The organism is Flavobacterium sp. AC267 (assembly GCF_979258715.1).
Genome location: NZ_OZ409875.1, coordinates 2,689,382 through 2,701,469 on the forward strand (window position 1 = coordinate 2,689,382; position 12,088 = coordinate 2,701,469).

The 12,088-nt window shown below is 34.7% G+C and carries 10 protein-coding genes and 2 pseudogenes; 4 read left to right on the forward strand and 8 right to left on the reverse strand.

Annotation, left to right across the window (positions count from 1 at the left end):
• Positions 1-3: 3 nt before the first annotated feature.
• The 4 genes and pseudogenes from ACZZ95_RS14090 to ACZZ95_RS14105 form a co-directional block, all read right to left on the reverse strand.
• A complete protein-coding gene (locus tag ACZZ95_RS14090) occupies positions 4-1,245 on the reverse strand; it encodes a voltage-gated chloride channel family protein (RefSeq protein ID WP_463469524.1) in 1,242 nt (413 codons plus the stop codon).
• A gap of 155 nt (positions 1,246-1,400) precedes the next feature.
• Positions 1,401-1,785: pseudogene (locus ACZZ95_RS14095) on the reverse strand (RidA family protein).
• Between the two features lie 187 nt (positions 1,786-1,972).
• On the reverse strand, positions 1,973-2,242 hold the full coding sequence (locus ACZZ95_RS14100; protein WP_463469525.1) for a chaperone modulator CbpM: 270 nt from the start codon (positions 2,240-2,242) through the stop codon (positions 1,973-1,975).
• A complete protein-coding gene (locus ACZZ95_RS14105) occupies positions 2,232-3,164 on the reverse strand; it encodes a DnaJ C-terminal domain-containing protein (protein ID WP_463469526.1) in 933 nt (310 codons plus the stop codon). Before ACZZ95_RS14105 ends, ACZZ95_RS14100 begins: the two co-directional genes overlap by 11 nt.
• A 315-nt stretch (positions 3,165-3,479) precedes the next feature.
• On the opposite strand from ACZZ95_RS14105, the gene ACZZ95_RS14110 reads away from it, so the two are divergent.
• Entirely contained in the window at positions 3,480-4,184 is a 705-nt protein-coding gene (locus tag ACZZ95_RS14110; protein WP_463469527.1) for a hypothetical protein, read from the forward strand.
• Positions 4,185-4,237: 53 nt separating this feature from the next.
• Here ACZZ95_RS14110 and ACZZ95_RS14115 read toward each other — a convergent pair whose 3' ends face one another.
• The 4 genes and pseudogenes from ACZZ95_RS14115 to ACZZ95_RS14130 form a co-directional block, all read right to left on the reverse strand.
• Positions 4,238-5,500, reverse strand: coding sequence for an MFS transporter (locus tag ACZZ95_RS14115; protein WP_463469528.1), 1,263 nt, complete (start codon positions 5,498-5,500; stop codon positions 4,238-4,240).
• A 32-nt stretch (positions 5,501-5,532) separates the two neighbouring features.
• Positions 5,533-7,271 (reverse strand): annotated as a pseudogene (locus tag ACZZ95_RS14120) (thiamine pyrophosphate-dependent enzyme).
• Between the two features lie 305 nt (positions 7,272-7,576).
• Positions 7,577-8,104: a hypothetical protein gene (locus ACZZ95_RS14125; protein ID WP_463469529.1), complete on the reverse strand. Its 528-nt coding sequence runs from the start codon at positions 8,102-8,104 to the stop codon at positions 7,577-7,579.
• Between the two features lie 122 nt (positions 8,105-8,226).
• Positions 8,227-8,520: a hypothetical protein gene (locus tag ACZZ95_RS14130; RefSeq protein ID WP_463469530.1), complete on the reverse strand. Its 294-nt coding sequence runs from the start codon at positions 8,518-8,520 to the stop codon at positions 8,227-8,229.
• Positions 8,521-8,547: 27 nt separating this feature from the next.
• Between ACZZ95_RS14130 and guaA the strand changes: the two genes are divergently transcribed.
• The 3 genes from guaA to ACZZ95_RS14145 all read left to right on the forward strand — a co-directional run bounded on the left by guaA (position 8,548) and on the right by ACZZ95_RS14145 (position 12,055).
• The gene (gene guaA / locus ACZZ95_RS14135; RefSeq protein ID WP_463469531.1) at positions 8,548-10,077 is read left to right on the forward strand and encodes a glutamine-hydrolyzing GMP synthase; all 1,530 of its coding nucleotides are present in this window, start codon (positions 8,548-8,550) and stop codon (positions 10,075-10,077) included.
• Between the two features lie 63 nt (positions 10,078-10,140).
• Positions 10,141-11,598 carry a LysM peptidoglycan-binding domain-containing protein gene (locus ACZZ95_RS14140; RefSeq protein WP_463469532.1) on the forward strand — a complete coding sequence of 486 codons (1,458 nt, stop codon included), beginning with the start codon at positions 10,141-10,143 and terminating at the stop codon, positions 11,596-11,598.
• Between the two features lies 1 nt (position 11,599).
• On the forward strand, positions 11,600-12,055 hold the full coding sequence (locus ACZZ95_RS14145; protein ID WP_463469533.1) for a hypothetical protein: 456 nt from the start codon (positions 11,600-11,602) through the stop codon (positions 12,053-12,055).
• Positions 12,056-12,088: the final 33 nt, after the last annotated feature.

A 12,088-nucleotide genomic window follows, 5' to 3' on the forward strand; every position in this document is an offset into this window, starting at 1 on the left:
AACTTAAAAATTGGAATTTATTCTTTTGTATAATTTAGATTTCGCTCCTTTGACAATCTGCGATTTATAAATTCCAACAGTACCCGAAGAAAAATAGGCAATTGTGCAGGCAATAGCAATAAATATTCCTGGCGCAATTCCGAATAATTCCATTCCCATAATAGTGCAGGCGATAGGCGTGTGAGTAGCGCCAGAGAAAACGGCAACAAATCCAATTCCAGCTAAAAGAGCAATCGGCATTGGAATAACTGCTGATAATGCACTTCCTAAAGTGGCACCAACGAAGAATAATGGAGTTACTTCTCCGCCTTTAAAACCAGCTCCAAGTGTAAATCCTGTAAAGAGAATTTTAAGTAAAAAATCATACCACTGATTTGGATTTGAAAAAGAATCGACAATTACAGGAACTCCCAATCCAGAGAATTTTGTAAAACTAAAACCTGCAAATGCAATGGCTAAAACTACCCCGCCAATTACGGGGCGAAGTGGCGGATATTTAATGTTTTTTGAAAAAAGCGAACCCCAGAAATGCGTACTTCTTGAAAATAATAAAGCGGCGAATCCAGATAGAATTCCAACAATTAGTGTAAAAATAATATTGTTTATGCTAAGATCTGGAATAACAGGAATGCTGTAATGAGTATGTTTTACCTGCCAAAATTCTACAGTAAAATAAGTCGCATAAGCGACTAAAAATGATAGAATGATACTTTTGAAATTTATTTTACTGAAATATAAAACTTCCAAAGCAAAAATAGCTCCCGCCAGCGGTGTTCCAAAAACAGAAGCAAAACCAGCGCTGATTCCGAGAATAATTAAAATTTTACGTTCAGAATTATCGAGATTAAAGATTTTAGTAAATTGATCAGCAATGGCGCCTCCCATTTGTACTGCCGTTCCTTCGCGTCCTGCAGATCCGCCAAATAAATGTGTAATCAGTGTTCCTAAAAGTACTAAAGGAGCCATTTTAAACGGAATCACTTTTTTTGGATTTTCATATTCTTCCAGCAGTAAATTATTTCCTTTTACTACAGATTCTCCCCAGTAATAATAACTCAATCCAACAAGAAATCCGCCGAAAGGCAAAAGCCAGATAATCCATTCGTGTCGCATTCTATATTTTGTAACCCATTCTAAAGAAACTAAGAAAAAAGCAGATGCAGATCCTGAAAGTATACCTATTAAAGCACAGATTAAAATCCATTTTGGAATAGATAACAGTGTTTCTTTTAGGTTTAGAGTCATGAATGATTTTGTGAAATATATTTTAGCCACGAATTTCACGAATTTTCACGAATTAATCAGTTTTTAATTGAGGAAAATAAAGATGAATCTCTAAATTCTCTAATCTGTGGCAAAAATAATTAGTGTAAATTAGTGAAATTCGCGGCAAATAAATATTATTGCACTACAGCAGTAAATTCTATTTCTACCAAATATTCCGGAGCAACTAGTTTACTGATTTCATAAAATCCTGTAGTTGGTTTTATATCTTTAAAAAAAGAAGAATGAGCTCTTGCAACTTCTTCAAAAGTAGAAACATCAGTAGTAAAAATTCGTGTTCTAATTACATCTTTCATCCCTACATTTAAATCTTCTAACACTTTTTCAACTCGCTCTAAAATATTATACGTCTGAGCATAAGCATCATCTGCTTTTACTTTTTCACCGTCAACAATAGCGACAGTTCCAGAAACTTCAACAATATTACCAATTCTAACTGCGCTGACAATATCCCATTTTGTCTTCCCACGGAGATCCAGTTAAGATGTTTTCTCTTTTCATTTTTTATATTTTGCGAATTTGTTTACAGGGTTTTTAAAAAGCAAATTCAGGTTAATTAAGATGCTGCAATTTAAGAATTATGCTTTTGGCATTCATTAAAAAAAGCTTGAAATCAAATCGGAAATCAAGCTTTTTTGTGATATTAAATTGTTATTCGATATGTTTTTCTTCGTAAAGTCGAAGCTTATTATGTGCTGTATTTAAATTTTGCTCGCAAGGTTTCAATCTTATTCAACAAATGTGCAATCGCATCAATTCCTTCCAGATTAATCTTCAGATCGTAATGCATTCGAATCATTTTTTCTACCGTTGGAAGTTGTTCCGGCTCCAGAAATTCATCGTTTTCTTCTATAATAATATGAATTAAACCATAATTGTAAAGTTCGGTTATAAACGTATTTTCAATTTCGTGGTACAAACAAAACTGTTTTATCTGGATTAAATTTTTACTTTTCATGATTTCTTAGTTTTGCTAATTCTTCGAATAATTCTTTTTCTTTATCTGACAATTTTGTTGGAACTTGTATCGTATAAGTAATATATAAATCTCCAAACTGATTTTCCTTTTTGTAAACAGGAAAACCTTTGCCTTTCAGTTTCACTTTGGTTCCAGGCTGTGTTTCTGCCGGTACTTTAATTTTTACTTTTCCATCAAAAGTATCCACATAGGTTTCTCCTCCTAAAATTGCTGTGTATAAATCAAGCGGCGCATCGGCATACAAATTATTGCCTTCACGTTTAAATTCTGAATTATTAGCAATAGAAAAAGTAATAAATAAATCACCGTTTGGACCGCCATTTACACCTGGTCCGCCATGATTTGGAATTTTAATAATCTGCCCGTTTTCAACTCCAGCCGGAATTGTAATTCGGATATTTTTTCCGTTTACCGTTAGATTTTGTTTGTGCGTAGTATAAGCAGAAGCTAATTCAAGTTGCAATTCAGCATTAAAATCCTGTCCGCGGTATTTTGCCTGACCTCTTGAACTTCTTCCTGAAGAACCGTACATAGAATTGAAAAAATCTGAAAAATCGCTTCCAGAAAAATCACCGCCTCCAAAACCAGAGAAATCGCCTCCAGAATATTGAGAACCGCTTTGTTGTCTGCTTTGTCGCTGATTCGGATCGTAACCCGCTTTTTCAAATTCGTCAGCATGTTTCCAGTCTTTACCGTATTTGTCGTATTTTTTTCGGTTCTCAGGATTGCTTAAAACTTCATTCGCTTCGTTAATTTCTTTGAATTTTTTTTCAGCTTCTTTATCATTCGGATTCAAATCGGGATGGTACTTTCTCGCCAGTTTTCGATAGGCCTTTTTGATCTCTGCTTCGGTCGCGACTTTTGTAACATCTAATACTTTGTAATAATCGATATAATCCATTTTGTTGAGATTTTTAAATCGTAAAATAAAGTCTTGAAGTTAAGAATAAGTTGTTAATTATCAAAATGATATATTGGGTTTGTATTTGATTTTATTCTATAAAAAGGTAGGATTGGAATTTTGAATTTTTAAATTTAGAATTTAAATTAAGTTTAAACAAAAGAAATTCTGGCAGGTTTTTTGATTCCAAAAATTAGCTTAATATATTGTTATAAAAGTCCTAAAGTTGCAGTGCCTAATTAAATTATGCTATTTTTGTGATGCTGGACAATTTTTAAGATTAATTATAAAAGCCGATTAGATAATACTTTTTCAATGAAGCACATTTTAATTTTTATATTATTTTTTACCGCTGTAAGTGTTTCAGCGCAAACGGAATTTGGTACAAAATTCAAGCCTATTCCTGCACCAAAGTTTAGCGCAAAACCAAAAAAGATTCCAGCTCCTGAGACAAAAGATCCACAGGCAGAATTAAATGATATTCCAAATATAAAAACACCAAATGTTTTTGAAAACACTACAATAACTCAAAAATCTAAATTTCAGATTGGAGAGGAAAAAAGCAAATTCACCATGTCTACCGAAACTGATTTTGCTAATCCAGGCGATCGTTATGTAGCAAAAATGGAAAAGGATTTAGATAAAGCTTTAAAAGATGCCGGGTTAAAAGAAGGACGCGGTGTTTTGGTAAAGAAAAATATTTCGCTTGGAGATTTTAAAACCAAATCAGAATATTTTATTGTTAAGTTTCGTGATTTTGGTGCAATTGATGGCGATTTAGTAAGAGTATCTTCCAATGAAGTTGTGGTTCGTGACCGACTTTTATTAGATTCGAATTTCCAACAAGTAAAAATTAATCTTAACCCAGGTTTTAATAAATTAGATTTCGAAGCTTTAAATATTGGAACTCTTGGTGGAAACACAGCTGAAATCCAAGTTTATGATGATAAAGGTGTAATGGTAACCAGCGATTACTGGGATAATCTTGCGAAGCAGGTTTTAAAGCTTCAATTGTTGTGACAAAAGAATAAGATAAGACCACTATTTCGTGATCCTATCTTAATCCATGTTTTTTATATACTAATTCTTTCAGGCTCTAATTTTTTTCCTTCGCCTGTTTCTTTCAGCAGAAAACTTACTAAAATAGCTATCACAATTCCGATAATCCAAAATAGGCCTGCTTGTTGAAAATGATTTGTTTTATCAAGTGTATCTTCGAGAGTCTGTCCAAATAAACGACTGAATAAAGGGCTTAAAAGTGTTGTTACTCCAAAAGTGATAAAATTAATTGCTCCTGTGGCACTTCCTTTTACATTATCTGGATTGGCTTCTTTAATGATAGAATAAGGAATCATAGCGGCGCCTGAAGCTACTCCTAATGCAAACATACTGTATTTCGTTGGAAATAAATCTGGAAAATACAACAGCTGAATTAAAGCTAAAATCATAAAGACGGCACCAAATATTAAAACAGGTTTGCGCTTATTTATTTTATCTGTAATATATCCTAAAAGCGGACAGCCGAATACCCAGCCAAAAGCGACCATTGCGCTTGATATTGTTGCCGTATGAAAGTCGAAAGCACGGTCTTTTTGAAAAAAGGCAACTGCCCAAGTCATCGCAAATATAGTTGTAGGTGCAAACAATAATCCTGAAATGATCCCGCAGTACCATGATTGCGGATTACTAAAAACGATCTTGTAAGGATTTAGCAGACTTTGTTTCTTTTCTGTGATTTCGGCATTTTTGTCTGCAACATTTGCTGGAGTTACAAACCATAGTCCGAAGGCAACAATAATAGTGAAAATTCCAATTAAGAGCCAAAAAGTATTGATATTCATTCCTTCTTCAATCCAAGGACCAACAACAAATTGTCCTGCAGAACCACCAAGCATTCCGAGACATTGGGTAAAGCCAATTGCCGTTGCAAGAGATTTTGCCGAGAATCCTTTACTTGCCAAATATACACAGCCAGGAAAAGCAAAAGCGCATCCAGCACCTTGAAATAATCTACCGACAACGTCGCTAAACTGACTTGAAATCATAAACAATAAACAGCCAATTCCTAAAATAAGCGCTCCAGCAAAAAGTGAATATTTGGCTCCAAATCTATCCAGCGCTATTCCCGCAATTAAACTGCAGGTAGAATAGGTGTAATAATAGGTTCCAATAATTGTTACTAATCCAATCTCATTTACCGAAAAATTGTGTGAAAGTTCTGGAAGCATTACCGCAGGAGCAGAGCGTATTACGTAATCTAAGAAATAAAAAACTAGACCAAATACCCACGCAATGATGTAATATTTGGTATACGATTTTGTACTGTTTATATTCATAAAGTTATTCTTTTAAATTGGGCATGTATTTTTTACAAGCCTTCTTTTAAGTGTTTGTAATTGGATTTAATGGTGTCAAAAACTTCATCCATTTTACCTCCAAGCATTAATTTAGTCATTGATTTTGCCATACCTACAACTTGTTCCCATTCTACTTTAGGAGGCATTGCCAAAGCATTTGGGTTTGTAAAGATATTCAATAAAACGGGACCATTATGTCGAAATGCATTTTCTATTGCTCCTTCAACTTCTTCCGGTTTGTGAACATTGATGCCTTGAAACCCCATTGCCTGTGCAATTAATCCAAAGTCTGGGTTCACCATGTCAGTTTCGTTATCGGGTAAACCGCCAACTTCCATTTCTAGTTTTACCATTCCCAAAGCACGATTGTTGAATACAATAATTTTAACGGGGATATTATATTGATGGATGGTTGCCAAATCACCTAATAACATAGATAAACCGCCGTCGTCGCACATGGCGATAACTTGTTTTTCTGGATGTGCCAAAGCGGCGCCAATTGCCATTGGCATTGCATTTGCCATAGATCCGTGGTTAAAAGAACCCAGCATTTTTCGTTCGCCCGTTCCTTTAATAAAACGTGCTCCCCAAACGCAAGTCATTCCTGTATCTACAGTAAAAATGGCGTTATTAGCGACTAACTTATCAATAATATGTGCAACATATTCAGGTTGAATAGTGTCTTCTCCGCCGTTATCATTAATATAGGTATTCATATTTTCTTTAACGCTTTTGTAGAATTTCAGCTGTGCTTCTAAAAAACTATCGTCGGTTTTGTTTTCCAGAAGCGGGAGCAGTGCTTCTATAGTATCGGCAACATCACCACACAATCCCATATAAAGATTGGCTCTTCTTCCTAAACGTTCGGTACTGGTATCGATTTGAATAATTTTATTATCAGCGGGCATGAATTTATCATAAGGAAAATCAGTTCCTAATAATAAAACCAAATGCGATTCGTGCATACTATGATAGGCAGAAGGCTGTCCCAATAATCCTGTCATTCCTATTTCGTTTGGATTATTAGGCTGAATGCTCATTTTTCCTCTAAAAGAATATCCAACAGGAGCTTTAATATGATGCGATAATTTTACCACCTGATCGTGTGCTTTTTCAGCTCCAATACCGCAGAATAAAGTTATTTTGGTACTTTCATTAATGACTTTTGCTAATTGCTCGCAATTCAGTATCAGAAGGTCTGATGACAGGATTGCAATGAAAATACTGAGTCGATATATTACTTTCAACCGCTTTTAATTCAGATACATCTCCAGGTAAACCAATAACGGCGACACCTTTTTTACCTAAAGCATGCTGTATTGCGGTTTGAATAATACGAGGCGCCTGCTCGGCTGTCATAATCATTTGATTATAGCGATCGCAATCGTCAAAGAGTTTTATGGTATTCGTTTCCTGAAAATAATCCATTCCCATTTCGGGAGTGTTTATTGTAGAGGCGATTGCTAATAAAGGAACGTGTGAGCGATGCGCATCATACAATCCGTTAATTAAGTGAACGTGTCCAGGCCCGCGACTTCCCGCACAAACAGCAAAACCATCCAGTTCTGCTTCAGCTCGCTGCCGCATAAGCGCCGACTTCTTCATGTCGTACATGAATCCATTTTATTTTTCCGTTTCTGCGTATCGCATCATTAAAATGATTTAAACTATCTCCTGTAACGGCATAAACGCGTTTTACTCCGGCTTCAACCAACATGTCGACTAATTGTTCAGCAACTATTTTACTCATGTGTTATGTTTTTAAAATTAATATTTAAGCAGTACAACATTGGTTATGGTTTACTTCTTACTCAATTGTATTTTAATATCACTGGGTAGATATAGGGCTTCTATAAAATTAAGGAAAAGAATTGGTTTTTTGGGAGGTGCAAAGGGACAAAGGTTTAAAGTTGCAGAGTTTTTTTGGTTCAAAGGCTCAAAGAGACAAAGCAACAAAGGTTTTTGCTTTTTAGATAAAATTAAAAAAGGCTCAGAGGTAACGAAGTACTTACACTTCTTTACCTCTGAGCCTTTGCCACTTTGTACCTCAGAACCTTAAAATGGATCCGCAGTAACTCTAAACTTCATATCTGCTTTTACAGTCACATCTTTTGTCAGTGTTTCTTTTAAGGTTACCTGCGTTCTTATTTTGTAGCTGTCTGCTTTTATGTATTGATCTAGTTTTTTATCGGTACAAATTAAATCAATTGTATTTGTCATCGCATTAATATTATCCTGATAGGCTAATTCAATTTCATCAGAATTTGTCGTTGAAATATATAAATGAACCGATTTCAAAAAAGTAAATGTTTTATCGGAAGGAGCGACAATTGATAATTTAAGCGATCTGATTTTGATATCTTTCACCAAACTCGCTTTCGTTTTATTGTTTTCAAATTCGGCAGAAGAATTGGTGGTAACATCCGGCATTATAATTACTGTAGGCAGATTAATGGGCGAAGTGCTTTTAATTTTAATGGAAGTTTCATTCGAAATATTGAAACTTAATAAGTCATCAACCGCATCACAAGACGTTACTGATAGCGAAAGTAAAAAGGCAATGGCAATAAATTTTGATTTCATGGTTAGGTTTAAATGGGTTTTTTGTTAGATACGAAATAAGTGGGGTTTTAGTTTTTTGAAGATACTAAGGCGCTAAGGTTCTAAGATGCTAAGTTTTTCGCCTTTGAAAAAACCTCAGAACCTTAGAATCTTAGCTCCTTAGAAACTACGATGAAAAAAAAAATAGTTTTGAGGTTCAAAGATGCAAAGGAGCAAAGGTTCAAAGTAAAAAAAGGAGCCTCTGAGCCTTTGTAGCTCTGAACCTTTGCACCTAAAAAACGGAACGTTGAAAAAATAGTTTTGAGGTTCACAGAAGCAAAGGAGCAAAGATTCAAAGTAAAAAAAGAAGCCTCTGAGCCTTTGTAACTCTGAACCTTTGAACCTAAAAATCCGCAGGTTGAAAAAATATTTATTTTTTCAACCTGCGGATTTTTCAATTTCGAATATAAAAAGTATTTTTGCGCATGCAACACAACGTACTTATTTTAGATTTCGGATCGCAATATACTCAGCTTATTGCGCGTAGAGTTCGCGAATTAAATATATTCTGCGAAATTTTTCCTTACAATCACATTCCAAGTGATTTATCAAGTTATAAAGCCGTAATTTTAGGAGGAAGCCCTTTTTCTGTTCGAGGAGAAGATGCGCCTCATCCTGATTTATCGCAAATTAGAGGTAAAATGCCAATGCTGGCCGTTTGTTATGGAGCGCAGTACTTAGCTCATTTTAGCGGCGGAGAAGTAGCGACTTCAAATACCAGAGAATACGGTAGAGCAAATTTATCTTATATTAAGGATAATGAAACTTTCTTTGAAGGAGTTTCAGAAAACAGCCAGGTTTGGATGAGCCACAGCGATAGTATCAAAGCGCTTCCAACGAATGCTGTAAAATTAGCAAGCACGCATGATGTAGAATATGCGACCTATAAAATTGAAGGCGAAACTACTTATGCAATTCAATATCATCCAGAAGTTTTCCATTCTACAGATGGATCAAAAATGCTGGAGAACTTTTTAGTAAAAATTGCCGAAGTTCCTCAAAACTTTACACCAAATGCTTTCGTAGAAGAAATGGTGGCAGAATTAAAAGAGAAACTTGGAAATGATAAAGTTGTTTTAGGATTATCAGGTGGTGTAGATTCAACTGTTGTCGCGGTTTTATTGAATCAGGCAATTGGTAAAAACCTTTACTGTATTTTCGTAAATAACGGTTTACTTCGTAAAAATGAATTCCAAAATGTATTAGACCAATACAAAGGAATGGGATTAAACGTAAAAGGTGTAGATTCTGGAGATCGTTTTCTTTCTGAATTAGCAGGAATCAGCGATCCTGAAACCAAACGTAAAACAATTGGACGTGTATTTATCGAAGTTTTTGATGATGAATCACATTTAATCGAAGACGTAAAATGGTTAGCGCAGGGAACTATTTACCCAGACGTTATCGAATCGGTTTCTGTAAAAGGACCATCGGCAACTATTAAATCACACCATAATGTTGGTGGATTGCCAGATTATATGAAATTAAAAATTGTAGAACCACTTAGAATGCTTTTCAAAGATGAAGTGCGACGAGTTGGAGCTACTTTAGGAATAGATCCTGAATTATTAGGAAGACACCCTTTCCCAGGTCCAGGATTATCCATTAGAATTTTAGGAGATATTACTCCAGAAAAAGTACAAATTTTACAAGATGTTGACGCTGTCTTTATCGACGGGTTAAAATCTTGGGGATTATACGATAAAGTTTGGCAGGCTGGAGCAATTTTACTTCCAGTAAACAGTGTTGGAGTTATGGGCGATGAGCGTACGTACGAAAAAGTAGTAGCGCTTAGAGCAGTAGAATCAACAGATGGTATGACTGCTGACTGGGTTCACTTACCTTATGATTTCTTGATGAAAATATCAAACGATATTATTAACAAGGTAAAGGGCGTGAATCGTGTAGTTTACGATATTAGTTCAAAACCACCAGCAACAATTGAGTGGGAATAGTACCAGTTTTTAAAATTAAGGCCTTACATTTGTAAGGCCTTAATTTTTAATAACCTACTATTTATGAGAGAACTTTTAACGATTTCTCTTGTGTTTGTTTTGTCTTTTAACAGAATAGTTGCACAAGAGTCAATTATTGAGCACAAGATTCAAAAAGGAGAAACTGCTTATTTTATTGCCCAAAAGTATAAGGTTTCGATAGATGAGATTTACAAACTCAACCCCGAATCGCAAAACGGAATCAAGGATAATCAGATTATAAAGATTCCAGTTCACAACTCCCAAAAAAATAAAGCGCAGCAACAAACTCATATTGTTGCACCCAAAGAAACGCTCTTCGGCTTATCCAAACAATATCATGTTTCTTTAGAAGCTATTCAGAATGCCAATCAAGAAATTCTTGCCAGCGGACTTCAAATCGGTCAAGAATTAATAATTCCTCAAAATTCGGATCAATCAGTTAAACAAGAAAATGCTGTTTCTTCTAAAGTAGTACATCAAGTTTTGGCTAAAGAATCTTTATTCAGTATTGCCAGAGAATACAATGTTTCGGTTCAGGATTTAGAAAATTTAAACAAAGACATTCTTCAAAACGGATTACAGATTGGTCAGACGATTATTATTCCAAATAAAAGAAAAACCTTAGACGGAAGAGTTCGTGTTATCAATCAGGAAACTGTTTTTCATGTGGTTGAACCAAAAGAAACAAAATTTTCTATTGCAAAGAAATACGGAATTTCGATTGACCAATTAGAATCTCAAAATCCTGAAATTGTAAACGGATTAATTGTTGGCAACAAACTAGCGATCAATACCAAAGAAATAAAACCTGCAAACGAAAGCGAAGAATTGATGCTGGCTTTGGCTGAAAAACAAGTGGTTGTTGAAAAAACAAAAGCCAAAACGGTTGAAATTGATGATTTGAAAGACCGTCTTGTTGTTCAAAAAGAAATGAATCAGAAAATTATAAAGATTAATGATTTGAAAGTGAATCTGAATGATATGAATGGTTCCAAAGAAAATTCAGTTGAAAAACTGCGTTTGGTTTTAGAGGCCAATAAAAATGTTCAGGATATTTTAATGACCAAATTAGATTCGCTGGTAAACTCGATGAATAGTGATTTGAAAGAATTAAAAAAAATGGATATTTTAAATGTCGATGAATCGAAAAGACTGGAAAAACAGTCATTTGACGGAATTAACAAAACCAACGAATTATCGTCTCAATTAAAGAAAGAACTGGCAGAAAACAGAAAAGCGTATGCGGGTTTAATGAATAAAGTAGAGCGAATTGCAGTTGAGGAAAATCAGGAGTATAAGAAGAAAATCCGCGAAAGCGAAAAGAATAATAACTCGACATCTTTGCGAGCAACGTTTGTCATTAGAAGAAATCAAACGTTACAAAATAGAGCAGGAGCAGGGCGATGCGCAAAATCAACTTTTGATTGCAAAAATCGATTCATTAGATACTCAAAAGAAAATCGAAGTAAAAAGACATATCAGCAAAGCTTCTTATTATAGTATGGAAGCTAGAAAATTTGATGATAAACTGGCTTTGGTAAAATTGAAAAAGTATCAGGATGAAGCCGTTAAAAAACAGCAAAAAAATAATACAGCCGAAAGTTCCAAAACTATTTCATTGGAAGAAATGAAACAAGAGTTGAAAGACAATCCATTAAGACCTGATAAAACAGTAAAAGTGGAAGTTTATGATAATCTTAGAGAAGTTTCCAATGGGTATTACTTAGTTTTGGGTATATTTACAGACGCAGTTGAGCGCGATAAGTTTATTATGAAACTCATTGATTCTGGCGATTTTAATGCTAGTTTCTTCTTTAATATTAACAGCCTTTCGTACTATGTTTACGGCGATAAATTCGAAAACATGGAAGAAGTGCTTTATCAATGCAAGAAAAAAGAAGAAGATGAGTTATATAAAGAAATCATTATTGCCAAAGTAGAAATCGATCTGAGGTAATTTTTGACAAAATGAAGAAACGGCGCGAATTTT

Excerpts from the sequence above, each read along its gene's own strand:
- ACZZ95_RS14125 (WP_463469529.1), bottom strand. The coding sequence starts at position 8,104 with ATGAAATCAAAATTTATTGCCATTGCCTTTTTACTTTCGCTATCAGTA.
- guaA (WP_463469531.1), top strand. The coding sequence starts at position 8,548 with ATGCAACACAACGTACTTATTTTAGATTTCGGATCGCAATATACTCAG.
- ACZZ95_RS14145 (WP_463469533.1), top strand. The coding sequence starts at position 11,600 with ATGGAAGCTAGAAAATTTGATGATAAACTGGCTTTGGTAAAATTGAAA.
- ACZZ95_RS14115 (WP_463469528.1), bottom strand. The coding sequence starts at position 5,500 with ATGAATATAAACAGTACAAAATCGTATACCAAATATTACATCATTGCG.
- ACZZ95_RS14140 (WP_463469532.1), top strand. The coding sequence starts at position 10,141 with ATGAGAGAACTTTTAACGATTTCTCTTGTGTTTGTTTTGTCTTTTAAC.
- ACZZ95_RS14090 (WP_463469524.1), bottom strand. The coding sequence starts at position 1,245 with ATGACTCTAAACCTAAAAGAAACACTGTTATCTATTCCAAAATGGATT.
- ACZZ95_RS14100 (WP_463469525.1), bottom strand. The coding sequence starts at position 2,242 with ATGAAAAGTAAAAATTTAATCCAGATAAAACAGTTTTGTTTGTACCAC.
- ACZZ95_RS14110 (WP_463469527.1), top strand. The coding sequence starts at position 3,480 with ATGAAGCACATTTTAATTTTTATATTATTTTTTACCGCTGTAAGTGTT.
- ACZZ95_RS14105 (WP_463469526.1), bottom strand. The coding sequence starts at position 3,164 with ATGGATTATATCGATTATTACAAAGTATTAGATGTTACAAAAGTCGCG.